General features: G+C 56.1%; 20 protein-coding genes. 5 read left to right on the forward strand and 15 right to left on the reverse strand.

All coding sequences use genetic code 11. The features are described from left to right. Positions 1-147 precede the first annotated feature (147 nt). Positions 148-1,167: an outer membrane protein assembly factor BamD gene (locus tag ACWGXE_RS18470; protein ID WP_447599493.1), complete on the forward strand. Its 1,020-nt coding sequence runs from the start codon at positions 148-150 to the stop codon at positions 1,165-1,167. 92 nt (positions 1,168-1,259) lie between these two features. On the opposite strand, the gene ACWGXE_RS18475 is transcribed toward ACWGXE_RS18470, so the two are convergent. Genes ACWGXE_RS18475 through resB form a run of 6 tightly spaced genes read right to left on the reverse strand, consistent with a single transcriptional unit; the run spans position 1,260 to position 6,861 of the window. After that, positions 1,260-2,474: an NAD(P)/FAD-dependent oxidoreductase gene (locus ACWGXE_RS18475; RefSeq protein WP_447599494.1), complete on the reverse strand. Its 1,215-nt coding sequence runs from the start codon at positions 2,472-2,474 to the stop codon at positions 1,260-1,262. 38 nt (positions 2,475-2,512) lie between these two features. Further along, positions 2,513-3,259: a cytochrome c biogenesis CcdA family protein gene (locus ACWGXE_RS18480; protein ID WP_447599495.1), complete on the reverse strand. Its 747-nt coding sequence runs from the start codon at positions 3,257-3,259 to the stop codon at positions 2,513-2,515. A 2-nt stretch (positions 3,260-3,261) separates the two neighbouring features. Then, positions 3,262-3,831, reverse strand: coding sequence for a redoxin domain-containing protein (locus ACWGXE_RS18485; protein WP_447599496.1), 570 nt, complete (start codon positions 3,829-3,831; stop codon positions 3,262-3,264). A 9-nt stretch (positions 3,832-3,840) separates the two neighbouring features. Then, positions 3,841-4,464, reverse strand: a complete 624-nt coding sequence (locus ACWGXE_RS18490; protein ID WP_447599497.1) for a redoxin domain-containing protein — start codon at positions 4,462-4,464, stop codon at positions 3,841-3,843. A gap of 48 nt (positions 4,465-4,512) precedes the next feature. Then, positions 4,513-5,427 (reverse strand): c-type cytochrome biogenesis protein CcsB, encoded by a 915-nt coding sequence (ccsB, locus tag ACWGXE_RS18495; RefSeq protein ID WP_447599498.1) that lies wholly within the window; start codon positions 5,425-5,427, stop codon positions 4,513-4,515. Positions 5,428-5,445: 18 nt separating this feature from the next. Next, positions 5,446-6,861 (reverse strand): cytochrome c biogenesis protein ResB, encoded by a 1,416-nt coding sequence (resB, locus tag ACWGXE_RS18500; RefSeq protein WP_447599500.1) that lies wholly within the window; start codon positions 6,859-6,861, stop codon positions 5,446-5,448. Between the two features lie 382 nt (positions 6,862-7,243). Between resB and metK the strand changes: the two genes are divergently transcribed. The 4 genes from metK to ACWGXE_RS18520 all read left to right on the forward strand — a co-directional run bounded on the left by metK (position 7,244) and on the right by ACWGXE_RS18520 (position 11,373). After that, positions 7,244-8,392, forward strand: a complete 1,149-nt coding sequence (gene metK / locus ACWGXE_RS18505) for a methionine adenosyltransferase (RefSeq protein WP_447599501.1) — start codon at positions 7,244-7,246, stop codon at positions 8,390-8,392. A 94-nt stretch (positions 8,393-8,486) separates the two neighbouring features. Beyond that, on the forward strand, positions 8,487-9,743 hold the full coding sequence (ahcY, locus tag ACWGXE_RS18510) for an adenosylhomocysteinase (RefSeq protein ID WP_447599503.1): 1,257 nt from the start codon (positions 8,487-8,489) through the stop codon (positions 9,741-9,743). A gap of 631 nt (positions 9,744-10,374) precedes the next feature. Further along, a complete protein-coding gene (locus ACWGXE_RS18515; RefSeq protein WP_447599505.1) occupies positions 10,375-10,500 on the forward strand; it encodes a hypothetical protein in 126 nt (41 codons plus the stop codon). Between the two features lie 141 nt (positions 10,501-10,641). Next, a complete protein-coding gene (locus tag ACWGXE_RS18520; protein WP_447599507.1) occupies positions 10,642-11,373 on the forward strand; it encodes a DUF72 domain-containing protein in 732 nt (243 codons plus the stop codon). Here the strand turns inward: ACWGXE_RS18520 and ACWGXE_RS18525 are convergent. The 9 genes from ACWGXE_RS18525 to ACWGXE_RS18565 all read right to left on the reverse strand — a co-directional run bounded on the left by ACWGXE_RS18525 (position 11,370) and on the right by ACWGXE_RS18565 (position 26,300). Beyond that, a complete protein-coding gene (locus tag ACWGXE_RS18525) occupies positions 11,370-13,004 on the reverse strand; it encodes a B12-binding domain-containing radical SAM protein (RefSeq protein WP_447599508.1) in 1,635 nt (544 codons plus the stop codon). The two genes, ACWGXE_RS18520 and ACWGXE_RS18525, sit on opposite strands and share 4 nt — an antisense overlap. Before the next feature lie 194 nt (positions 13,005-13,198). Further along, positions 13,199-14,071, reverse strand: coding sequence for a succinate--CoA ligase subunit alpha (gene sucD, locus ACWGXE_RS18530; RefSeq protein ID WP_447599509.1), 873 nt, complete (start codon positions 14,069-14,071; stop codon positions 13,199-13,201). 816 nt (positions 14,072-14,887) lie between these two features. Beyond that, complete coding sequence (gene sucC / locus ACWGXE_RS18535) at positions 14,888-16,084, reverse strand: ADP-forming succinate--CoA ligase subunit beta (protein ID WP_447599510.1); 1,197 nt, start codon at positions 16,082-16,084, stop codon at positions 14,888-14,890. A gap of 63 nt (positions 16,085-16,147) precedes the next feature. Further along, positions 16,148-17,725, reverse strand: a complete 1,578-nt coding sequence (locus ACWGXE_RS18540; RefSeq protein ID WP_447599511.1) for an FAD-binding protein — start codon at positions 17,723-17,725, stop codon at positions 16,148-16,150. Positions 17,726-17,819: 94 nt separating this feature from the next. Continuing rightward, the gene (locus ACWGXE_RS18545; protein ID WP_447599512.1) at positions 17,820-18,530 is read right to left on the reverse strand and encodes a 2Fe-2S iron-sulfur cluster-binding protein; all 711 of its coding nucleotides are present in this window, start codon (positions 18,528-18,530) and stop codon (positions 17,820-17,822) included. A gap of 90 nt (positions 18,531-18,620) precedes the next feature. After that, positions 18,621-20,852, reverse strand: a complete 2,232-nt coding sequence (locus ACWGXE_RS18550) for an NADP-dependent isocitrate dehydrogenase (RefSeq protein WP_447599513.1) — start codon at positions 20,850-20,852, stop codon at positions 18,621-18,623. 21 nt (positions 20,853-20,873) lie between these two features. Continuing rightward, positions 20,874-23,120, reverse strand: coding sequence for an aconitate hydratase (locus tag ACWGXE_RS18555; RefSeq protein ID WP_447599514.1), 2,247 nt, complete (start codon positions 23,118-23,120; stop codon positions 20,874-20,876). A 103-nt stretch (positions 23,121-23,223) separates the two neighbouring features. Beyond that, positions 23,224-25,050, reverse strand: a complete 1,827-nt coding sequence (locus ACWGXE_RS18560) for a citrate/2-methylcitrate synthase (RefSeq protein WP_447599515.1) — start codon at positions 25,048-25,050, stop codon at positions 23,224-23,226. Positions 25,051-25,097: 47 nt separating this feature from the next. Further along, positions 25,098-26,300 (reverse strand): ATP citrate lyase citrate-binding domain-containing protein, encoded by a 1,203-nt coding sequence (locus ACWGXE_RS18565; protein WP_447599516.1) that lies wholly within the window; start codon positions 26,298-26,300, stop codon positions 25,098-25,100. Between the last annotated feature and the right edge of the window lie 151 nt (positions 26,301-26,451).

Below are 26,451 nucleotides of genomic sequence, written 5' to 3' on the forward strand. Positions count from 1 at the left end.
GCGGCGCATAGAGCGGACGGAATGTCGGCGGATTATAGGGCGGGCAAACCGGAGGGTCAACCGCATGAGCCATTTTCGTTGCAATTCAGGAAACCTTCTGCTAAAAAACGGCAACATATTCATCGGGCCGTCTAGTTACACAAACGAATGCCGCACCGTTGGCCGTTTCTCATACCGTGCGTGGCGTTGGGGGCCCTGCTCTGGCTGCTCGGCGCCTGCTCCAGTACTCCCAAGAGCAATCCCGCGGAGAAAAAAGTCCTCAGCAGCACCGATGAACAAATCTTTCTCGGTGACACCATCGAAAAGAATTATGATCCCAATGTGATCATGAAACGCGGCGAGGCGTTCTTCGACAAGGAGGAATTCCCCGAGGCGATCGTCGAGTATCAACATTTTCTGGATCTGCACCGGTCGCACATGCTGGCCGCCTACGCGCAATTCCGATTGGCGGAGAGCCATTTGCGAATCGCCCGCTCAATCGACCGAGACCCGGATCCGATTCATAAGGCCATCGCCGCCTTTGAACGTCTTCGAAAAGAATTTCCCGGCAGCCGGTATGACGCGCAGGCGGTGCAACGCCTCGAGGACTGTCATGATTGGTTGGCGCAGACCCACCTGTTCGTCGGACAATTTTATTATCGTCGCGACTCATTTCTGGCCGCCGCGCATCGGTTTGATCAGATCATGAAGCAGTATCCCGACAAATCGGTCGCCCCGGCCGCCCTGTATTATTTGGCGCTGAGCTATAAGGAAATGGGCGCGAACGACTGGGCGAGCGAAAAGCTCATCATGCTGGCGGAAAAATACCCGCAGAGTGAGGCGGCACAAGACGGAAGGAAGTTGCTCGCGAAGATCCAGTCCACCAATCCGCCGCCGGTCGTGGCGCAATCCAAAGAGCTCCCGCCGCCGGCGCCGATGGTCGCGCATTCGCAAGCCGCGCCGCCCTCACCGGCCGGCGCGCCATTCCAGCCGGCAGCGCCGCCGCCCGCGGGCGCGAAGTCCCCGGAGGCGTCGCCGGCCCCCGTGACGAATGCCAGTCTTCTGGCCGAGACCCGGCCGCAACCGGTGTTCCGTACTCCGCTCAGCCGACCGCCGATCTTGTCCGATGCCTCCGGGACCAAAGTGACGCAGCGCTTCGTCTCCTGCCGCCTCGGCGCGTGGTGCTAACCGTTCCCCTCGCCGCACGACGAATCGGGCCGCATCAGCCACGTCTATCGTATAGGAGAGGATTAGCAATGTGCTGAGGCGGATGTCCGCCCTTAATGGAGCGGCAACGCTTCAAGGATGAGTTTGCGGAACGAGTCTTTGACCAACCCCTTGGCCTGCGAAAAAAATCCCTGGTACGTCGTTCTTCCCTGCAACACGCCGTAATACAGCCGAATAACTTCCTGATAGTTGTGCATCAATCGATAGCACATCTGGGGGAAGGAGTAGACGATGCGGGCCATCCGGGACGCAATCCGGAATTCGGGATAAATTTCCCGCTCCAGCGCACGGTCGTATTCGAACAGAGATGCGCAACGGTCATGCACGCGTCCGAGCACGGCATGGGCCGCCAGCTGTCCCGACCGGACGGCGTAATAGATGCCTTCGCCGAACAGAGGATCGACCAAATGACCCGCATCGCCGACCAACAATGCGTCTCCGTTCACCAACCCGCCAGATTTCCAGTCACCGTTGCTGTTCCGCCGGCTCTTGAAAATGGGAAGCGGATGGCCGAGCGGCCGGGGAATGGTTCGGTTTGCGAGCCTCCGTTCTTCTTTCGTGAAGCGTTCGAACGTCCGTTTGGGACTGCCGGATTTCTCACGAAATTCAGCCACGCCGATCGATAATTGATGATGCTTGGGAAACACCCAGGCATAGCCCTTTTTCGCAGCGCCGATATCAATGAGGACGGTTCTCGTGTTGTGATGACACGCCGCCTCGTCGGCTCCGAGCATCACTTCGCTTTCCAACGTCGGCATCCGGAGGGCTCGTGAACCGGGGAACAACTGTTGCGCCACGAGGCTGTTTGCGCCATCCGCCCCAATGAGCACCTTGGCATGGTACCGGCCTCGATCGGTCGATACGGAGACGCCCTCGGGCTGGTGGCTGAACAATATTGCCCGTTCGCCTTCGTGAATCGTGGTCCCGGCGGCACGCGCCTTTTCTACGAGCGCATGATCGAATCGGTCGCGCATGACCATGTACGCGATCGGGGAGGGCGACTCGATGAGGAAGGACTCCTGCCCCCGATAAGAGAACTGGACACCGTAGACCGTGTGCTCGATGAGTGACGCGACATCCTGATCGAGGATGGCGTCGATACGAGCCGATAATCCACCGCCGCACACTTTGTATCGAGGATGCTGTTGTTTATCCAAGGCCAGGACAGAAAGACCGGCCCGGCTCAGCTCGTATGCGGCGGCCGCCCCAGCCGGCCCCATGCCGACAACCAGCGCATCGTAGATGGTGACATCGGGACTGGCTTTCATAGATGCCGCGAGGGACAGGTAAAATGCAGATCCTGACACTACTGGCCGAGATACCAGCCGATGCCGTATCGCTCCAAAAAACTCGTGATCATGGTAAGCGAATTGGCGTAGATCATCACGCCGACGACGATAAGCAGGACACCGCTGACCGTCGAGACTCCCCACAAATATCCCCGAAGCTCTTTGAAATAGCCGAGGAACCGGTCGACGCCGAGCGCCGTCAAAAATAACGGTAGGGCAAGCCCGAGTGAGTAGCAGCTGAGCAAGACCACCCCGTTCAGCAGAGAATCGGTCGTGCTGGCATACAGTAAGATGGTTCCCAACACCGGTCCCACGCAGGGGGTCCAACCCGCCGCAAAGGCAATTCCGATCAAGAAGGAACCCAAATAGCCGGCTGGCCGGCTCTGAAATTGATACCGGTGCTCCATTTTCAGAAAGTTCAGATTCAAGATGCCGAGCAGGTACAGGCCGAACACAATGACGATAATGCCTCCGATCCGGCGGACATGTTCCTGATAGGTCAAGAGCGCCTGCCCGATCAAGCTTGCGGAGGCTCCGAAGGCCACGAACACGGCTGAAAATCCCGCAATAAAGAGGAGCGAGTTCAAAATGATCGCCTTACGGAATCGAGTGCGTTCCGAGGCGGAGGTCAGCTGTTCGATGGACAGGCCGGTAATGTACGAGACATAGGACGGCACCAGGGGCAGCACGCAGGGCGAGACAAAGGACAAGAGCCCCGCGCTGAAGGCTGCGACCAGAGAAATGGACTGCATCGACTCCGTCATAATCAGGATGCTCCCATGAGCGATTGAACCAAGCGACGGCCCTCCGGCGTATTCCAGTCGCGCGCACCGAAAATGCGCTTGCGGATGATGCCGTGGGGGTCGATCAAAAATGTCATGGGTAACGTACGGGCCCCATAGCGCATCCCGATGCGGAAATCGGCATCATGCAACACGGGGAACGTAAATCCCATTTCCCGCTGAAAGGGTCTGGTAACAGCTATACCCTGTGCATCCGTCGAGACGGCGAGGATCTCAAAATCTTTCCGGCTGAACGATCGGTAGAGTTGCTCCATGGCGGGCATCTCAATACGGCATGGTCCGCACCAGGTTGCCCAGAAGTTGAGCAGCACCACCTTGCCCCGAAACTGATCCAGCGCGACCTGGAAGCCTTCCAGGTCCTTGAGAACGAAATTCGGCGCTTCATCGCCGATTTTCACGATCCCGTTGTCGGCCACGCCGGCCGCCGAGATCAATTGTTTCGGTGGAGCGGCGGGCGCTCCCGCTCCGCAGAGAACCGCGCTGCCATGCATCAGCACCGCCAGAAGGCTGGATATGATCCATCGGGACAACATGCCGATGCCTCAAAGAGACGGTTCTGTGGCGGGGGGGACGGATTGAGCAGACTGAGAACCCTGCTTGATGAGTTGGGTGAGGATCTGCAGATTATCGAGTCTGGTCCAATCTCGAGGGCCGATCACCTTCTCACGCAATGTGCCTTCTCGATCTATAATATAAGTTTCCGGCACTCCCATAAGTTTGTACCGCTTGTCGGTTTGTCCCCACGAGTCCACCAACACCGGGAAGGTCAAATTGAGACTCTTTACGAACGGCGGGATTTCCTTCTTGGTCGTCACGCGATCAATGCTGACGGCTAGAATGACCAACCCATCCTTCTCAAAATTCTTGTAGAGAACCTCCATGGAGGGCATCTCTTCCCGGCATGGCTTGCACCAGGTCGCCCAGAAATTAAGGAACACGACCTTGCCCCGGTAATCCGATAGTCGGATGTCCTTATCGTTCAAATCCGGCAATTGGAAATCGGGGGCCGGTTTGCCGACGGTCAGCGGCTCATACTTCGAGCTCTGCAGCCAGACCACCATGAACATGGCCACGAGAATCAGGCCCGCAATGAGCGCGACCAGAAATCTGGAGCGGCCCGCCCCCTGCGGAGTGGAGAGCGAATTTATGACCGACTGGTCTGCCATGATCGGATAGAGCTCTCCATGATACCGGTCCGACTCATCCCGGTGGATTTACGCGTAGGCATGCAATCCTGACAGCAGAAAATTCACGCCCCAGAAACAGAAAACGACCATGAGAAAACCGAAAATCGCGTAGACCGCCGCACGGTGGCCTTCCCATCCACGGGTCATCCGCGCGTGGATGTAGGCGCCGTAAATCAACCAGACGATCAGCGACCAGGTTTCCTTCGGATCCCAGCTCCAATAGCCTCCCCACGCATAGTTCGCCCACATCGCGCCGAGGATAATACCGAACGCCAGCATAGGGAATCCGATCATGATGGCCTTGTAGCCCAGCTCGTCGATCGTTTCGAGATCGGGAAAGGCCTCGTAGAACCGGGACCGGCTGCCCTTCCGCTCCGCCCGTTCCTTGAGCAAATACATGATACCGAGGCCGCCGGCCATCGCAAACGCCGCATAACTGGTCAGCGTTACCGAGACGTGAATATAGATCCAATAGCTGTTCAGCGCCGGGACCAAGGGCTCCGCCGTCTGGTACCGGTACGGGAGAAGCGAGGCGGCTCCCATTGCGATGAATCCGATTCCCACGACAAAAGCTCCGATGGCCTTGATTCTATAGCGATACTCCAGGAGAACATATCCCAGGATAATGGCCCAGGAGACGTAGGACATCGCTTCGAACTGATTGGACCAGGGAGCGAACGTCCCGGAATGCTCCATTCGCTCATAGGCCCGAGTCGTCAGCGCCAGGGTGTTCATGATCCACCCGAACACCGTGACGAGCGTGGCAACCTGACCCAATTGAGACGCCCATGCGCCGTCTCGATCTTCATAGCCGCCGCTTGGATGCCCGGCCGGCGCCAATTGCATGGCCGGACGTCGGGCGAACAAATAGGCGATGTAGAGTCCGAGCGCGGCCAGATACAGCCAAAACGTCATATCAAAAAGAAACAGTGAACGCGCCATACTTTCCTCCGTCTTTCCTTACGCCTGGATCTTATCCGTGAGCTTTTTGAATTCTTTCTGAAAATCGATTTGGCTCTTATGTGTCGTCCCGCCGAGATGCACAGTCACACCCGTATCGGCGGGGATGATCTTCGCCCACAGTCGTCGATGATAGATGAAGGACGATAATGTCATCCCGACGACCAGCATGGTTGATCCGATCCACACGATATTGATGCCGGGGTTCTTGGCGATTTGAAGCCCGGTGAATTTCTTCGGCTGGTAGCCGATCAATTCGAACTGATAGGTGGAGTCCTTCACTTCGAACAGGTCGGGATAATGGTAAAAAATCCAGGGCGTCGCCTGGACGGAGTTCCGTTCATCGACCGCTAAACGAACGGCGGGGTTGGCATGTTCCGCCGATTTGGAAAACACCTTCTTCTCGGTGGAATTGAACGCGAAATCCGCCACGAAATCGGTCATGGTGATTTTTAACGGCAGGCCTTCGACCGCTTGTTCCTTCTTCCATTCCAAATCCACGGTCTTCACCACTTTATCGGTCGACTTGTCCTTGATATTCACGCGGGCCACTTCGATCTGATCCCACGCATCCCCATAGCTTGATTGATAGAACCAAATACCCTTATGGACGAGCGGATCATTGACCGTGATCGTCTTCGTCACGGTCGGAGCGCCGTCCTCAATGACGGTCAACGTACTGTTATACGATTTGACCGATCCATTCTCATGGTAATCGATCCAAAATTTATCGACGCGCAAATCAAAATTACCCCGGGGAATATGATAGGTCTGGCCTTCCAAACACACGCCGAATTCTTGAAACCCGTAGGAACTTCCCAGCAGCCCTCCCAACACGATGACCGTGGCGCTTAAATGCGCCATGTGAGCTCCCACGCGCCCCATGATTCCCTTGGTGGCATAGAGGGTGACTTCACCGGCATCTTTCTTTGCCAGGACGCGATAGCCCTTTTCGGCAAAGAGCCGCACCATCTGAGCGGCGGTCTGTTCCTGTGAAGAGGACGCGTTCAGTTCGGTGTGCTGCTTCATGCCCTTGATGAAGGCAAGTGTGACACTGACCTTATCCTGGCGCATTGATCGCCAGACGGCGGGAAAGCGTTTATAAAAGCACGTCAGCGAGTTGATACAGAGCAGGCCCAGCAGGCTGGTGAACCACCACGTATGATACACATCGATGAACCCAAGGCGAACGAACCACCGGTACGCCTCTTCTCCGTATTCTTTGATGTAGACTTCAGGCCGCTCCCCCTGTTGAATGACGGTTCCGATCGTCGCAGTCATGGCGATCGCAATGAACAAGAACATCGCCAGCTTGATCGAGGCGAAGAACTCGACGACCTCGCGGGAAAATTCTTCCCATCCCAGGCCGGACGGCCGGGAGGTCTCCTGTTCGGTAAGGGCGTCCGGATTACTCATGAAATATCTGCTCGCAGCATCACGGATTGGAACATACTATCCATTCTCTGGCGCAAAGATCCACTCCCTGAAACCGGCAGAGCTTTCTCCCGAGAGGTCCGCTACCATGGGGGTCGGGGTGGCCGAGGAGGAAGCGATACAATACGACGCTACGCGAAAGCCGCGAAATTCCAGCTATCTTACAAGTCGATTCGGAGCACTGTCAAGCAACGGCCCGCCGCCTTGCCGGCGCGATATCTATCAGAAATGGTGGACAATTGGGGGCTACTCATATAAGATTCGACCTGTTTTTTTGGTAGCTTCGGCGCACGTTCATCTACAGTGCCAAAGAGGATAGATACTCATCCGGGCCGCCGCTTCACTACACATTCCAGGGGGAGCAATGAGACACAATTATTTGTTCACGTCGGAATCCGTCACCGAAGGACATCCGGATAAGATCGCCGACCAAATTTCAGACGGCATCCTCGACGCCATCATCGCCCAGGATAAATATTGCCGGGTCGCTTGTGAAACCATTCTGACCACTGGGATTGCTTTTGTCGCCGGTGAAATTTCGACCAAAGCCTATGTTGAAATTCCGGATATTATTCGTGAAGTCATCAAAGACGTGGGTTATACCGACGCCTCCTGGGGATTCGACTGCACGACCTGTTCGGTGTTGACTTCAATCCATCAACAGTCCGGCGATATCGCCATGGGCGTGGACTCAGGCGGAGCCGGAGATCAAGGATTGATGTTCGGCTACGCGACCAACGAATCAACCGAACTGATGCCCATGCCGATCGTCCTTGCCCATCGCCTGACCAGGCGGCTCGCGGAGGTGCGAAAGAAGAAGATCCTGCCGTGGGTCCGGCCGGACGGCAAGTCCCAAGTCACGGTCGAGTATAAGAACGGCAAACCATTTCGCATCGATACCGTCGTGGTCTCGACCCAGCATAGCCCGGATGTCACCAGCAAGCAGATTGAAAAAGAGATCATGGAGCAAGTCATCAAACCGGTCATGCCGAAGAGCCTCTACGATCCGACGAGCGTCAAGCATCATATCAATCCAACCGGTCGCTTCGTAGTGGGAGGACCGATGGGCGACACCGGGTTGACCGGACGCAAAATCATCGTGGATACCTATGGAGGCCAAGGTAGTCATGGGGGAGGAGCCTTCTCCGGCAAGGATCCGTCAAAAGTCGATCGATCGGCATCCTACATGGCGCGCTATATCGCCAAGAACCTTGTCGCAGCCGGCTTGGCGGACAAGTGTGAAGTCCAACTCGCCTACGCCATCGGCGTCGCCGATCCCGTCTCCGTACTAGTCGATACCAAGAATACCGAGAAGGTCTCCGTGGATTTGCTCGACAAGCTGGTTCGCAGGCATTTCCCGATGACACCGCGCGGCATCATCGACCACCTCAAACTCCGCCGGCCTATTTTCAAGAAAACCGCGGCCTACGGGCACTTCGGCCGAAATGAACCGGAATTCATCTGGGAAAAGACCGACAAGGTCAAGGCCTTGCGGAAGGATGCGGGCCTCTAATCCGAGGCTCCATGTGCCCTACACAGGGGGACGGATTGACCGATCCGTCCCCCTTTTCATGACTATCGAGTGACGATCACAACGGGAGGGTTCTGTGGATTACGATGTCAAAGACCTCAGATTAGCGGAGCAAGGAAACCTGAAGATTGAATGGGCGGAAGCCACGATGCCGGTGCTCCGCCTGATCAGAAAACGATTCGAGAAGGAGCAGCCGTTTCGCGGCGTTCGCATGGCGGCCTGCCTCCATGTCACCACGGAAACCGCGAATCTGATGAAAACTTTGAAGGCGGGCGGCGCCGATGTCCGGCTTTGCGCCTCCAACCCGCTCAGCACGCAAGATGACGTGGCCGCCGCTCTGGTGCAGCATGAAGGCATTCCGGTATTTGCCATCAAGGGCGAAGACAATGAGACGTACTATCGCCATATTGAATCGGCCATCGCTCACAAGCCGCATGTCTCGATGGATGACGGAGCGGATGTGGTTTCCCACCTCCATTCGAAACGAAAGGAATTTCTGAAGCACGTCATCGGCGGCACCGAAGAAACGACGACCGGCGTGATCAGACTCCGGAGCATGGCCCAGAAGAAGGTGCTGCGCTTTCCGGTCATCTCGGTCAACGACGCCGATACCAAACACATGTTCGACAACCGGTACGGAACGGGACAGAGTACGATGGACGGCATCATCCGGGCGACGAACCGGCTTGTCTGCGGATCCACCTTGGTAGTCGCCGGGTACGGCTGGTGCGGGCGGGGGATCGCGATGCGGGCGAGGGGCATGGGGGCCGACGTGGTCGTCACCGAGATCGATCCGCTCAAGGCATTGGAAGCGGTCATGGATGGATTCCGCGTCATGCCGATGGAACAAGCCGCGCCTATCGGGGATTTCTTCGTGACCGTGACCGGCAACCTCAAGGTCATCCGCGGCGAACATTTCGAAGCAATGAAAGACGGCGCCATCGTCTGCAACTCGGGCCATTTCAATGTGGAACTGGATATCCCCGCGTTGGAGAAATTGAGCAAGAAGAAGCGGGTCGTGCGGTCAGGCGTGGAAGAATATACGCTGAAGAATCGCCGCCGCGTCAGCCTGCTCGGCGAGGGGAGACTGGTGAATCTGGCGACAGCGGAAGGCCATCCGTCCAGCGTGATGGATATGAGCTTCGCGAACCAAGCTTTAGGGGCCGAATTCATTGTGAAGAATCATAAGAAGCTCGAAAAGAAGGTCTATCCCGTGCCGCCGGAGATTGACAAAGAGATTGCCCGTCTGAAGCTTGCCGGCATGGGTGTCTCCATCGACAAGCTTACCAAGGAACAGGATAAGTATTTGGCCTCGTGGGAAATGGGGACATAAGCGGCCATCTGGCTGCGGTCTCGCTTTGGCTTGAGCTTGCCTCGCGGCTGTAGCTCCCGGGTGGAGGCTCCGTCCACCATCCCCCGCATCAGAATGCGGGGGGTTTCCGATCCACCGGCGCCTGATTCAACAGGCGCCGGTGGTCGGCCTCGTGCTTCACGCAGTTCGCACAGCCGTGTCACTCGCCCGCAAAGTCGCTCACCGCAGCCCAGATGCCCGCTAGTCGAAGGAGTAAAATATCAGCGCCTGATCCCCACCCACATGCTCGGCAAGCGCCGTACCCCGAACCTCCGCTGAATTGGCGAAGTGCCCCCGCCATTCCCTTACACAAATCTCGCTTTGGGTGGCTCCATTGAAGAGGACATCGTTCATTATTTCAACCACACGAAGGGAATACATATGAGGACGGCAAGGCATGTCAGGGGCGACTTGACCTATGCTCAACAGTGACCAGGCGCGGACGCGTATAAGCGAGTCTCCCGCCCAGACCGCGCCTATGTGCCATATCTCCAACAAGAAATGGTCTGTTGACTCGTCCAGGCAACCAGCGTATCGTTTTTTTACTCTGACTCAAAGCTATGTGGGATTCGCTTCACGAAGAATGCTTCACCTTTAACAAGGAGGGAGAACCATGTCGGTCATGTGCTCCCTGGCAGTGTGCAAGGCGCAGCAAGGGATGTGCGGGCACGAAAAGGTGATGCTGAGCGTCGCCGTGCTTGCGGCCGTTGGCCTTGGCGCTTACTTCCTGGTCGGCTGAGTCCGGCTTCCGACTTATCCTAATCCAAGCTGTAGAATCAGAGGGGATTGGTGTGTCGACCCCGGACAAACTACGGCGGCGATCGCTTTATTTGCCAATCTCTGATGATGCGGCTCCTATTGGAGCAACGAAGGATTTGTTATGGCCGACATCCATATTGGTCTTTCCGGCTATTCCTACAAACCCTGGCAAGGGCCGGATCGCTTTTACCCTTCAGAAATCAAGCAATCAGGTTTTCTCGAGTACTATGCCACCCGTTATGACACGGTGGAGTTGGACGGGATCTGGTATCGCTTTCCAAGCGAGGCCGCAGTTCAGACCTGGATCGAGCAGACTCCTCCGGGTTTTGCCTTCTGTCCAAAAGCTCATCGGGAGATTACGCACTACAAGCGTTTATCATCCGAGAGTTTTTCCACCGTGGATTTTATGCTCAAGCGACTGGCCCCGATGGCCGCCGCCCAAAAGCTGGGCCCGATTCTTCTTCAATTGCCTCCTAATCTCAAAGAAAAACTCGATCGCCTGGAAGCATTTCTGGCTGCACTCTCGACGGAGTATCGCTGGGCCATCGAGTTTCGCCATGACAGCTGGCACACCAAAGAGACGGAGGAGTTATTACGCCGTCACCGTATCGCCTGGGCCGCGGTTGAAACGGACGATCACCAAGCCGAGCATCGCGACACGGCCGATTTTTTCTATGCCCGCCTGCGACGAAGCGAGTACGACATGGAGGACTTACAGAAGTGGGCAAGGCGATTGACCGAGAAGCGGGAAAAAGGCATGGATTGCTTCGTGTATTGTAAACACGAAGACGAGGGCTCGCCTTGGGTCTGGGCGGACCAATTGAAGGGATTTACCGCCTCACCGGAAAGCTAACGTGCCGGCATCATCGGCAACTCTCGCAACCCTTCGGCCTCGCGCTGAATGCGAGAACGTTCCGCCTTCGATGTTTCCAACACATTGTGCAACATCTCGTCCGTGAGTTGCGTCAATTCCGCAGCCGTTTCCTTCATCTCGGCGTGCTCCACCGCGCGTGACAGCACCTCGGCGTTTGTAGCCCCTTTCTTTCTTCCAAGGAATGGTTTCGTGATCAGATACACCACATCACGAACCGGCATGTACCGGAGAAACCGGCGAAGCAAGCGATAGGTCTGAAGTGGATAGTGCATGAGCTTGTATAGAAACAATCGCTTGAGGCCTTGCTGGCGCGCATCATTGATCGTCTCGCCCGGCAGGCAGGTCGGATCGATTTCGGAGCATTTAAAATACTTGTACCAATCCGTCGCGTCGCTCACCAACCCGCGCTTCAGGTACTCTTGCCAAAGCGGGGTGCCACGATACACACAGAGCCGGTTGAAACCGAACGTATCGAGCGGCAGTTTGGAGGCGAAATCGAATGTCGCGCGCATATCTTCAACGGTTTCATCGGGATTGCCGACCGTGAAAAACCCGTGCACGATTTCGATGCCGGCTTGCTTGGCATTGCCGACCGCCGTCGTCACTTCGGCCAGCGTCTGCTCCTTCTTAAGTCGATCGAGAATCTTCTGACTGCCGCTTTCGATCCCAAACATGACCGTTCGACAATGAGCCTTCGCCATCGCGGGGAAGAGGTGCTGCGCAACGGAATCCACGCGTCCTTCGATGCCCCACTGGATGGTCAATCCCGCCTCCATGATCCCATCGCAGATGGCCTCGATACGCTTCGGCTGCAAGAGGAAGTGATCGTCGACAAAGTAGACGGATCCATAGCCCTGAGCTTCAAGATGTTTCAACTCATTGACGACATGCTGTGGACTTCTCGCCCGCCATTTCCCCTCGTTGAAAATGGGGATATCACAGAAGACACAGGGCCATGGACAGCCACGCGACGTTTGCATCGTGGTGAACCGCTCCATGGACAAAACGGCGGGCACATCGAGGGGCATGGACTCGACAAAATCGAGAGGCAGACCTTCCCGATCCGGGAATGGCCACTGGTCCAATCGGCGCTCGATCGAACGATTGGCGTTTTCAATGACGCGACCATCCTTGGACCAGGTCAATCCTGCGACACCTTCCGGGTTATCCAGATGACACACTAAATCAAGAAGAAGCTGCTCACCATCTCCGCGACATACAAAGTCGACCTCCGGGCACTGTAATTTCACCAAACCGGCGTTGAGTGTCGCGAAGACGCCGCCAAATGCAAGTTTCACGGTCGAATGCGCCGCTCGTATTTGCCGTGCGAAGATTTTGGCATAGGGATAACTCGTCGTGCTGAGGAAGCTGAGTCCCACAAGTGCCGGCTGCCGCTCTTGAATCTCTTGAATGATACTCTCATTCGGAGTCTCCGGATTGGCCTGATCGAACATGACGCATTCATGCCCGGCCGTCTTGAGCACAGCCGAGAGGGACATGATGCCGATGGGAGGAAATCCCATCACGCGAATTCGGCCGTTCTTCGCACGCGTTTTGGCGGGAAGCGCATAGAATTGTGGGTCGCGGATATGGATGAGAAAGACGAGCATAGAGGTCTCCATTCGGCTGCGAGAGCGCAACCGCGACAACGGCATAGTGAATGCCGGCGTTCAGTGAAAGGAAGGAGTTGGAATTAGACGGTGCCGCAGACTAACACGATGGAGCAGGCATAGAAAGGAATAAATGACGGAGAGGAATGGATTCCCGGTCAAGGGAATCCATTCGACCAATGACAAAGAGAACTTCAGCGACCCAACGCTGTCTTGACCGTATGACCAATTTCGGCTGGATTCTTGACCACCTGCACGCCGGCCGACTCCAGCGCCTTCATCTTTTCGGTCGCGGTGCCCTTGCCACCACTGATGATGGCGCCGGCATGGCCCATGCGGCGGCCCGGTGGTGCGGTGATACCGGCGATGAAGCTGATGACTGGTTTTTTGATGTGCTGTTGGATGAATTCGGCGGCCTTCTCTTCCGCGTCGCCGCCGATTTCGCCGATCATCACAATAGCTTGCGTCTCAGGGTCCTTCTCGAACAGGGGCAATACATCGACAAAGCTCGTGCCGTTCACTGGATCGCCGCCAATTCCGATACAGGTCGTTTCACCGAGCCCCAGCGTGGATAGTTGATGCACCGCCTCATAGGTGAGCGTGCCGCTGCGTGACACGACTCCGACCACGCCTCGCTTATGAATGAATCCCGGCATGATGCCGATCTTGCATTCATCGACCGTGATGATACCCGGACAGTTGGGGCCGATGAGCCGAACGGGCCGACCCCGTAACGCCCGCTTGGCACGCACCATGTCATTCACAGGGATGCCCTCAGTGATACAGATGATGAGGGCAATGCCGGCATCAGCCGCCTCAAGAATCGCATCGGCAGCAAACGGCGGCGGAACGAAAATTAACGAGGTATCGCACTGGGTCTTCTGCAGCGCCTCGCGGACAGTATTGAAGACTGGAATCCCCTCGACCTCCTGCCCGGCTTTCCCCGGCGTGACGCCGGCCACGACCTGCGTGCCGTAGGCCTTGCACTGTGTCGCATGAAACGATCCCTCTTTCCCCGTGATGCCCTGCACCACCACCCGCGTATTTTTATTAACTAAAATACTCATCCCTCAGTCACCTTTCATGGTTGCCGAAGATCAGCTATTCCGCTTTCGCTGAGCGATTCTTGTACCAGAATGCACCAGTACAGCGCTTGTCCGCCTTCAATACACGAGGCACTTCCCTATAAACTGATTGATCTTTCCTGGCACAGAATATCCACGATTCATGTTCAATTCCGGCACTATGTGACAGACAGCCGCCGGGATATCTTCCTGATATGTCAAGTCCAGGCTGTCCAATTGATCACTTGCTTCACTGAGCTGCTTTCGAGCATCTTTGATGGCGCAGTTTTTTATGGATAGCCCTAGCCGGGAGGATTTCTTTTGTTAGCCTCATACCAACTGATTACAAATCCATGATCTTCTTACAGGCAAGAATCACAAGATTATCAGGGATGGCCGGCCTCGGATCGCGACCTATGCGAAGGTTCGGCTCCCGCACTTGCCCTCCCTCCACCTACTCTATTTTCCTTCCAGAGGCGAGGCGGCGCCATGCTGCCTGAAGCGACATTGCGCCGGAGCGACCGGGTCTCATCCGATGTCGAAACTGACTTCCACCTATCCCTTCCCCTATGCTGTGAGGGAAGAACGCCGACCGAGCCGAGAAACTCTTGAAGCGTGATCAGAGTATCGTTGCAACTCGCTCTTACTGAGCTGAAGCGACCCGCAAAGCGGGATGGCGAGGACTGTTCGCAGCTGCATTCGTGCCGAGCACGGGATGCAGGAAGTTCTGCAGCCAAACGGAAGCGAAGCTTAGAGCGATCAACGACACTCTGTGGCTTCGAGCGAAAAGAGTTCTCGGATCGGACCGCATCTTCTGCTTCAAGCCGCCTCCACCTTTCCCTTTTTCTTCCCTGTCATCTCCACGATCTTCTGCGCTGCTTCCCAGAGATCATCCGCAACGTCCAGTTGCAATCCCGATTGCTGGAGCAACGTCCGTCCTTCTTCCGCATTCGTGCCTTGCAGCCGAACTACCAACGGCACCTTGATCTTTACTTCCTTGGCCGCTTCAATCACGCCGTGCGCGATGCGTTCGCAGCGGACGATTCCTCCGAAAATATTGATGAAGATGCCCTTCACATTCCTGTCCTTCAGGAGAATCCGGAAACCGGCCGCCACAGTCTCCTTCGTCGCTCCGCCACCGACGTCCAGGAAGTTCGCCGGCTCGCTCCCGGCCAGCTTGATGACATCCATCGTGGCCATCGCCAACCCGGCCCCATTGACCATGCAGCCGATATTCCCGTCCAACTTCACGTAATTGAGGTTGTTTTTCCCGGCCTCGATCTCGAGCGGGTCCTCTTCGTTCAAATCCCGCATTTTCTGTACGTCGGCATGCTTGAACAAGCCGTTATCGTCGAAGGACACCTTGCCGTCGAGCGCGATCAGGATTTTTTCCTTCGTGATGACCAAGGGGTTGATCTCGACCAGCGCGCAATTCTTCTCCATGAAGAAACGATAGAGATTTCCCAACATCTGGACGAACTGGTTCATGACGGCGGGCTCGATATGATTGAGTCCCAATCCAAACGCGACATTGCGGCCGTTGTACCCTTGAAACCCGACGGCCGGGTCGATCGCTTCCTTGATGATTTTTTCCGGAGAATGCGCGGCGACTTCCTCGATCTCCATGCCCCCTTCGGTGCTCGCGATAAAGACGATCCATCCCGTATCCCGATCGACCAACAAGCTGAGATAGAGCTCTTTCGCGATATTGGCGCCTTCTTCGACCAAGAGGCGGCGTACCTTTCGGCCTTTCGGACCGGTCTGGTGGGTGACAAGGACCTTTCCCAGCAACTCTTGGGCAATGGCCGGCACCTCCGCCTGCTCCTTTGTAAGCTTGACGCCGCCCGCTTTTCCCCGACCACCGGCATGGATCTGGGCTTTCACCACGTAGACAGGTGATTGGAGTTTTGCCGCCCATTGTTCGGCAGCACGCGAGGTTTTGACTTCCTTCCCCCGCAAGACGGGAATTCCATATTCCGCAAACAATTGCTTCGCCTGAAATTCATGAACGTTCATCGTAACCTCAAAGAGCTAATAGCTGATCGCACATACCTTATGGCAAGACCCGAGGACGCGTTTCTATTCCTTCCTTGCGTAGGCCGGCAAGACCATGGGCGAGACGACCGAAGAAGAGACGCCGTGTTTCTTGGACTCTGAGCGGAAACGGTCCAGGTGGTCGAGCGTCAGCTTTCCATGCCGGACGGATCCTGTTCTTAGCCCCGCCGTCGTTCCCGAGCGCTTCCCGAAAACCATTAGATCGAGCAATGAATTGCCCATGAGACGGTTGCGGCCATGCAGGCCGCCGGAAGCCTCGCCCGCGACAAAGAGATTTTTGACGCCGGATTCTCCGTTCACGTCGATCTTGATCCCGCCATTCTGATAGTGCAACGTGGGATAGATCAGCACCGGATCCTTCGAGATATCGATGCCGAACCTCTCGTACTGCAACACCATTGCGGGAAAATGCTTCGCGAGCGTTCCAGGCCCCTGTTCGACCTCGAGCAAGGGCGTATCCAACCAGACACCGATTCGGCCGGACATCGTTCTAATCCCACGGCCCTCCTCGCACTCCCGAATAATGGATGAGGACACGACATCGCGCGTGTCCAGTTCATTCACGAATCGTTCGCCCTGCGCATTGACCAGTTGGCCGCCTTCCGACCTGATGCCCTCGGTGACGAGCGCGCCGATTAATTGTTCAGGATATACGGCTCCGGAAGGATGATACTGAAACGTATCAATATGCATAAGACGGGCGCCCATCCGATAGGCCATCGCCAGGCCGTCCCCGGTTGCGCCATAGTGATTACTGGTTGGAAATCCTTGAATGTGAAGACGGCCGATGCCGCCGGTCGCCAGGATCACGGCCTTGGCCGCGACGACCACAAACCGCTTATTGTCCAGATCCTTGAACACGGCGCCGGTGCAGACACCCTCCTCGCTGAGCAACTCAACCGCCGCACAGAATTCGAGGAGTTGAATCTTGCGATTCAATACTTCATCCTTCAGCACCCGCATGATCTCCAGCCCGGTATAATCCGAGCACGTGACCAGCCGAGGCTTTGAACTGCCGCCGCCTTTCTTGACGTGGAGATTGCCGTCGGCGTCTAGATCGAACAGGACCCCGAGACTCAGCAGCCATTTGGCGATCGACGGCCCTTCCTCCACCATCGTCTTGAGCAGATCGTGGTCATTTTTCATATGACCACCTTTCAACGTGTCAAGAAAATGGGTGACCGGTGAATCCTCATCGGTCACGGCGATTTGCATCCCGCCCTGGGCCATCACCGTATTGGAATCGCCCAGACGAAGCTTCGTCGCCAACATCACCTCGGCGCCGTGCGCCTGGGCATGCAGCGCAGCCGCGCATCCGGCCCCGCCTCCGCCGATGACCAAGACATCCGTCGTGTAATCCGGCTTCAGGTCCAAGTCGGCCGGGATGGGACTTTCCCCTTCCAGCAGGGCGGCGAGTTCGCGCACGGTCATGTCCCCGGCATTGGGACCGAACTTGATCGCCCGGTAGGCGCTTTCACGAAAATCCGGATGATACTTCTTGATGAGCTGATCGCGGTCGGCCGGAGAATATTTCGGCAAGGTTTGCTTGCGGCGAGTTTCCCGCGTCCGGTGGACGATATCTTGAAGTTTATGGATATCCATTCTGTTCGGCACCAATCTTACCGGCGGGTCGCCATCTGAAGAGGCAAAAAGTTTGCTCTTTGCGAATAGCGCCGCGAAAGAGGACGATCAATCGCTATTTGAGGTCCGCACACACCGCCTTGAGTTCCTGATCGTCCATGCGCAGCACGCGATCCCATTCCTCTTTGTATTTCCCGCTCTCAATCTCTCGGATACGCTTGTCCAAACGCTCGGGCCTTTCGGTAAAGTGGGCTCCCTGGGCGCGGCTCACATAGAGCGCCACGAGATTCGGCGCGATGTCGGCGATGCAGACCGGCGTGCACATCCCGCACATCACGCAATCCATGAACATTTCCGAGACACTCTTGAAGTCGCCGAAGACCGCCTTCCAGACTCCTTCACGAACATCGATTTTCTGGGGGCAGGCTTCGGTGCAGGCGTTGCAATTCCGGCACAACGGCGCCTCGGGATAGAGGGTGAAGAGATCCTGCTTTGGATCCTGCAAAGCCGCCATATCGTAGGTGGCTTTTCTCGCAGGGAATGGCGGCATCATGGAAAACGACATGCCGTCCTGTACCGCCGTTTGACAGGCCAAACAGGTCTTGACCTTCGGATCATCTTTCGTTCGGTAATACGTGGCGCAGGCTCCGCAGAAACCGCCCAAGCAGCCGGCACCCCGCACGACTTCCTGCCCGGTGTACCACAGGGCCTTCATCAACGTGATGCCTTCCGGCACTTCGTATTTCTTTCCGGCAATTTCCACCGATACCATCCGTGGTTTCAGCACCTCGGGCTGGTCGATGATGTTGGTGTCTTCTTGTGCCATTGTTGCTCTTTGTGAAGCGGAGGTCGTAAGGCATGAGGCCGCAGCCTCACGCCTCACGCCTTTTATTCTTTACTCCTCTTCCGGTCTGGCTTATACGATCGCGTCCACGATTCTATTCAAGGTCTGGCTGGGACGCATGGCCTTGGCTGCTTTCTCATCGCTGGGATGATAATATCCGCCGATGTCCACCGGTTTTCCCTGAGCGGCGAGCAGCTCGCCGGAAATCTTAGACTCATTATCCGCCAGGTCTTTCGCGATCTTGCTGAATCGTTCGGCCAGTTTTTTATCCTGCGTCTGCTCGGCTAACGCTTGCGCCCAATACAAGGCTAGATAAAAATGGCTGCCGCGATTATCGATCTCGCCCACCTTGCGAGCGGGAGACTTATTGCTTTCCAGGAACTTGGCGTTCGCTTGATCGAGCGTATCCGCCAACACCTTTGCGGCGGAATTGTTGGACACTTTCGCCAGGTGTTCCAAAGAGGCGGCCAAGGCCAAAAACTCACCGAGGGAGTCCCACCGTAAATACCCTTCTTCCTGGAACTGCTGCACGTGTTTGGGCGCCGAGCCGCCGGCGCCGGTTTCGAAGAGCCCCCCGCCGTTCAGCAAGGGGACAATCGAGAGCATTTTCGCGCTAGTGCCGATTTCTAGAATCGGAAACAGATCCGTTAAATAGTCGCGCAGGACGTTCCCGGTGACTGAAATGGTATCTTTCCCCGCTTTCATCCGCTCCAATGAGAAGCGGGTGGCCTCAGCCGGCGACATGATTCGAATATCGAGCCCTGTCGTATCGTGCTTCGGCAAGTATTGGTTGACCTTCTTGATCAATTCGACGTCATGCGCCCGCTCCTTGTTCAGCCAGAATACAGCCGGTGCGCCGGTGGCTTTCGCACGATTCACCGCCAGCTTGATCCAGTCCTGAATCGGCGCATCTTTCACCTGGCACATCCGCCAGATGTCGCCCTCTTCGACTTTGTGTTCCAGCAATGTCTTTCCGGACGCATCGACCACTCGCATCGTTCCGTTACCCGGCGCCTTGAAGGTCTTATCATGCGAGCCGTATTCTTCCGCTGCCTGCGCCATCAGACCGACGTTGGGAATGCTTCCCATGGTTCTGGGATCGAAAGCGCCATGCTTCTTACAGAACTCCACGACTTCATGATACACCGGCGCGTAACTCGAATCTGGGATGACGCACTTGGTATCCGCCAGCTTCCCATCCGGACCCCACATTTTGCCGCCGTCCCGAATGACCGGTGGCATGGAGGCGTCGATAATCACGTCGCTTGGCACATGAAGATTGGTAATGCCTTTGTCGGAATTGACCATCGCCATCGGTGGTCGCTTCTGATACACGGCTTGAATATCTGTCTCGATGGCTTTGCGCTGGTCTTCGGGCAACGCCTTGATTTTGAGGTACAAGTCGCCGAGCCCATTGTCCGGATCGACGCCGAGCTTCTGGAACGTGGCCGCATGTTTGTCGAAGACGTCTTTAAAATAGACGGACACCGCGTGACCGAAGATCTTCGGATCCGAGACCTTCATCATGGTCGCTTTCATATGGAGGGAAAACAACACGCCCTGCCGCTTGGCCTCCTCAATCTGTTCATCGAGAAACTGGCGGAGCGCGCGCTTGCTCATAAATGTCGCGTCGATGACTTCGCCGGCTTGCAGAGCGACCTTTGGCTTCAGCACCGTCGTCTTGCCGTCTTGACCGACGAATTCGATTCGGGCATCGGTGGCGGCCGGAACCGTCATTGATTTTTCGTTTGAACGAAAATCTCCGCCTTTCATATGAGCGACATGGGTCTTGGAATCTTGGCTCCAAGGGGACATTTTGTGCGGATGCTTCTTGGCGTAGTTCTTTACCGACAGCGGCGCGCGACGATCGGAATTGCCTTCGCGTAAGACCGGATTGACCGCACTTCCTTTGACCTTGTCATACCGGGCCTTGATGTCCTTTTCCTTATCGTCCTTCGGATCCTCGGGATACTCCGGCAGCTTGTAGCCCTGATCCTGCAATTCCTTGACTGTTGCTTTCAACTGAGGAATCGAGGCGCTGATATTCGGCAGCTTGATGATGTTGGCCTCAGGAGTCTTTGCGAGTTCCCCCAATTCGGCAAGAGCGTCTGATTGTTTTTGTTGCGCTGTCAGGTATTCCGGAAACACGGCCAGGATTCTTCCTGCCAGCGAGATATCTCTCAATTCAACCGACACGCCGGCCGCTTTGGTAAAGGCGTTGACGATCGGAAGAAACGAGTAGGTCGCCAGCATGGGCGCTTCATCGGTTTTTGTATATATGATTTTGGACGCATTGGTCGCCATGGTTTCCCTCTCCAGATCTGGTTAGTTCAAGGCGTTCAACGCCGAACCGGCTTTGAACCACGTGATTTGCTGATCGGTCATGCTGTGATTGGCCTGAATCGTCAACGTCCTGCCGTCGGCCTTATGAATCATGACCGTCACTGGCTTTCCCGGAGCCAGATTATTGAGCCCGGTCGCGCTCAAGCGATCGGTCTGGTCGATTGTGTCGTAATCCTTCGGGTCCACAAACGTCAGCGGCAGGATTCCCTGTTTCTTGAGGTTGGTTTCATGGATGCGCGCAAAGCTCTTGGTAAGCACAACCCGCACGTTTAAAAAGCGAGGCGACATCGCGGCATGTTCGCGGCTGCTGCCCTCACCATAATTTTCATCCCCCACGACAAAGGAGCCGATGTTCTGAGCCTTATAGCGGCGCGCAATCGCGGCAATCGTCAAACCGGATTCGCCGGTCAGCACGTCGGTGCCCTTGCCCGGTTCCGAAGAAAACGCGCTATTCGCTCCCAAAAACATATTGTCGCTGATTTTATCGAGATGGCCGCGATATTTGAGCCACGGTCCGGCCGGCGAGATATGATCAGTGGTCGTTTTGCCTTTGGTCTTGATGAGCAACGGCAGCTTATCGAAATCCTTGCCGTCCCATCGGGGAAAGGGCTGCAACAGCTGCAGGCGTTCGCTGGTCGGAGGAATTTCTACCGTCAAGCTATCGCCATTCTCGGCCGGAGCGACAAACCCTTCTTCGCCTTTCGCAAAACCCTTGGCCGGCAATTCTTCTCCCTGGGGAGGATCGAGCTTGAACTCTTTGCCGTCCGCTCCTTTCAGAGTCTGGTGAACCGGATCAAAGTTCAAAGACCCGGATAAGGCGTAGGCGGTGACAATTTCCGGGCTCGCCAGGAACGAGAGCGTGTCACTGATCCCGTCGTTGCGGCCGGGGAAATTCCGGTTGAAGGAGCTCACGATCGAATCGGCTTTCCCTTTCACGCCATCGGCGCGCTTCCATTGCCCGATACAAGGCCCGCAGGCATTCGCCAACACCGTGGCGCCCATTTGCTCAAACGTCTCCATAAACCCGTCACGCTTCATCGTGTGGTAAATCCGTTCAGATCCAGGAGAAACGAGAAACGCGGTCTTCGCCTTGAGGCCGGCCTTCATACCTTGGCGCGCAATATGCGCAGAACGGCTAATGTCCTCATAGGAGGAGTTAGTACAGCTTCCGATCAAGGCCGCCTTGAGTTCGATCGGATAGCCTTTTTCGTTCGCCTCCGCAGCCATTTTCGAGATCGGACGAGCCAAATCCGGCGTGTGGGGTCCGACGACGTGTGGTTCCAACTGGGATAGATCCACCTCGACCACTTGATCGTAGTATTTTTCCGGTGCCTGAGCTACTTCAGGGTCGGCGACCAAGAGATTCTTATTGGCTTGGGCCAAGTTGGCCAGGTCGGCTCGATCGGTCAAATTCAGATAGGCTACCATCTTCTGATCGAATGGGAACACGGACGTGGTGGCGCCCAATTCCGCTCCCATGTTCGTGATCGTGCCTTTTCCCGTGGCGCTGATCGTCTCGGCTCCCGGCCCAAAATATTCCACGATCTTATTGGTGCCGCCTTTGACGGTGAGCAGACCGCAGAGATACAGGATGACATCTTTCGGCGAAGCCCATCCGTTCAACCTTCCCGTCAACTTCACGCCGATTAATTTCGGATGCAGTACCTCCCAAGGCAAACCCGCCATCACTTCGCCCGCGTCCGCGCCACCGACCCCGATAGCCAGCATCCCGAGACCTCCGCCGTTAGGCGTATGCGAATCGGTGCCGATGATCAAGCCGCCTGGGAAAGCATAGTTTTCCAGGACCACCTGATGGATGATACCGGAGCCTGGCTTCCAGAAGCCTATCCCATACTTTTTGGCCGCGGAAGCCAGAAAGTTATAGACTTCCTTATTCTCATCCATCGCACGCAAGAGATCTTTCTGCGATCCCACTTCCGCGCGGATCAAGTGATCGCAGTGAATCGTGCTCGGCACCGCCACTTTCTTCTTACCGGCTTGCATGAACTGCAGCATGGCCATCTGTGCCGTCGCATCCTGCATCGCCACGCGATCGGGACGGAGCGCCAGCATGGCTTTCCCACGTTCCCATACCTGGGAGTCAAAATTGTCCGCGTGCGAGACGAGAATTTTTTCGGCCAACGTCAGCGCGCGGCCGAATTTTTTCCGTGCCTTCGCGATCACGTCCGGCATCTTGGCGTAGAGTTGTTTGGTCAATTCGAGCGACATGGCAGTTTATCCTCTCAATTCTAAATTCTGAGTTCCGAATGCTGAGCGACAGGATCCCTCGGCACTCCCCTCAGTATGTATTTTACAGTGGAACTTCCCGCGATTACTGTAAGGGCGGGACTTCCCGCCGTTTGGGCGCCGCATAGTTGACCAAGTAATCAAAGAGCCGGATCAATCGGCTTTCCTGCCGCTTCTGGTCAACCCAATGGCCGATCAATCCAATGGTGCGCGCAAGGATGAAGAACCCGTTCAGGCTTTCGACCGGAAAGCCAAGATCCACCAGCACGGCCGCCATGGTTCCATCGACGTTCAGGATCAGATTGTCTTTTTTCGCCGCGGTCACTTTTTCGACTTCCAATGCAAAATCCAGGTGAGGAGTCTTGATTGCCAAACTCTTGACGTAACCCACCAGTTCCTTGACCCGCTTATCGGGATTGCGCAGGCTTTTCACCCGGTGGCCGATGCCCGGCACGGGGCCGACGTTCTTCTTCATATACCCAAGAAATTCATCCACGCTCATTTTGTGATCGACGGCGTGCTTGAAATACCGGCCGGCATCAGTCACGGCACCGCCGAAGCGGGGACCGATCATGATCAATCCCGCCGCCACCGCCTGGGACATGCCGATACCCGCGCAGGCGGCCAAGATTGTGCCGAACGCCCCGCTTACGCAGGGCCCATGGTCCGCGGAAAGCATGATGATCCGCTTGATGATTTCGGCTTCCTGCTTGGAAATCAGCCGCTTATCCCAGAGGAGGCCGACGATGTGAGGAATCTCATAGCCTTTGTTGATGAGTTCAGACGCGGGATAGCCATCGTACAACGGTTCATCGCCTCGGTCGTCGCTGATCGTCGTCCGAATCAGCGGGACAACGGTAACTTCCTGTGCCCGCATCGCTTCTTCGACTGTTTTCGGCAATTTGGGAAGGTCCGTGGGATTGACGTCCGCCACCGGGACGATCTGCCGGGACTTCACAAATTCCTCATATGTTTCCTTGATCGCGGGTCCCAGCGCGCCGAACGTCGGCGGCACAAGCGCGCCCGCTTTCTTGAGCGCATCAGACTTCGCTCGCGCCGATCCCTCGCCTTTCATTCCTTCCTTCGCGCCGGCATGGCCGAATTTCATGCCCTTGGGCAGGCTTTCCTGGCAAAACCCCGAGACCACGCCGATCAATTTGATCCTACGCTTCTTGGCGCCGTACCATTCCGCTGCCCGTTCCTCCAGGTCGCCGCCCATTTCTCCGACGATGACGACTGCTTTGGTTTGAGGATCTTGTTCAAACTTTTCCAGGTAGGAAACGTAATCGGTGCCAGGATAGGCATCTCCGCCGATGCCGATCGCAGTGGTGATGCCGTCGGCGAATTGCGAGCAAATCCAGATGATCTCATTCGAAAGCCCGCCGGATTTCGTGATCACCCCGAAGGAGCCTTCCCGATACAGCTTCGACAGAACCAGATTATCGAAAGCGCCGCCGATGACGCCCAGCCGACATGCTCCGGCGGAAATGATGCCGATGGACGAAGGACCGTTGAATACCTTGCCGAGTTTCGTGGCCTGCCGAGCCAGAATCTTTGCGTCCTTTTCCGGGACTCCCTCCGTGATCATCGATACCAACTGGACCTTGGTATCATTGATGGCTTCCAGCCCAGCCGCCATAGCGCGATCCGCCCCGATGTAGACCAGACTGGTATTGATTTGAGGGTGGTTCTTCGTCGCATCCGCCACGGTCCTGTAAATCGGAATGGCCAACAGCCCGCTGCCGTAGGGAATCTCGTTCGTCTTTCCGGCGTCCGGAGGATAGACGAAGGCCTCCACATTCAATGGCCGTTTGATCAAATAACAGAATTCGGCCATGCGTCGGGCGGCGTTCACGCCTGCGGCGCCGCCCTGAATGACCACGCGGGTGTCTTTATTTGCCAGGATGCTCATCGGGATCTCCCCTATGTGAGTAAGTTCATGTACTCGACGGCGGCGGGCTACTTGCTTGAATGGACCGCTTTATCCACGATGTCCGTGAGCGGTGTATACCGGTCGAACACGTTGATATCGAATCCTTCCTCCTTCAAGGCCCGCATGGCGTCGAGACCTTCCTTCTCTCGTGGACCGCCCCGGCGAACCCAGATTTTAACCCCATTGAGTTTACCGTCCGCTTTCGCCTTTCGGAAACCGTTGATGATGCCGCCGAAAGTCTTTTTCACATCCGTGAAGTTGGCGATCGCTCCCCCGACAATAATATTCTTAATTCCATGGAGGGAACAGACCTTTTCAGTCAACACTTCCACGGCCCAATCAGGTGGGTCGCCAGAATACTCGGCATAGTTGGCCAGTTTTCCGCCTCGCGCCACCACGGCATCGGAATAGTAGACGCTGGCGCCGCCGCCCGCCGGTAACATCGCCGTATCGCCGCCGGGAATCTCGATGAACTTGACCGACCCCTTGATCTTCGAATCCACCGCCATCACGTCGAGTTCATCCTTGGAATACGCTCGCCCAAATTCGGCGGCAAATGCAAAATTCCAATCCGGATGCCTGAACTTAGCGTCGCCGTCCAACAGAGTCACGGCATCCAACGCGAGCAAGGCTCCGTCGCTTTGGCGAAGCACGACAGGGTTGACTTCCAGGTACTGAGCGTCCTCATTATCGAAACAGGCGAACATCTTTCCGGCAAACTCCGCCATTTTCTTGATCAAGTCTCCGGAAAACCCGGCTTCCTTCGCAAGCTTCTGGAGGTCCTCGGACGAGGGTGCCTGTCCCACTTCAAGCGAGTGGCGCTTGACACGATCCCAATTGGATTCGACTTCAATCCCGCCGCAGTTCGCCACCAAGACATCGGCTCCTTCGCGAGTCGATTTCACGGCACAGTAATACTCTTCTTTGTGGGGAATCATCTCGGACACAATGACTTGTGAGACGTTGATGCTGCCGACCTGCCGTCCGAGCATTTCCTTCGCCGCTGATTCAGCCCCTTTCAAATCTAAATCCACTTTCACAAGCCCGAGCTTGAAGCGTGATCCGAGAGCCTCATGAGCCTTCACGACCAACTTCGACTGTTTCAGCCAATCATTGGCCTGACCAAGCTTCGACAGTTCGTCGACTGAGGTGACAACAACATAATGGGGGACATTGATGCCCCACTTCTTCATGAGTCCCATCCCCGGTCCCTCGAGCACTTTTGCCATGGCTCACCACTCCTTATGTCGAAAAAGGAAAAAGGACTGCAAGAATAGCCAATTCTTTGAATCAGCTCAATCCACCAAAGGGCCCACGTTTCGAGCGCAGAAGTCCTACGCTCTTCCAGGTCTCTGGATTCGGACTAAGCCGTTGAAACTC

It is taken from the genome of Nitrospira sp. Nam80 (assembly GCF_965152575.1).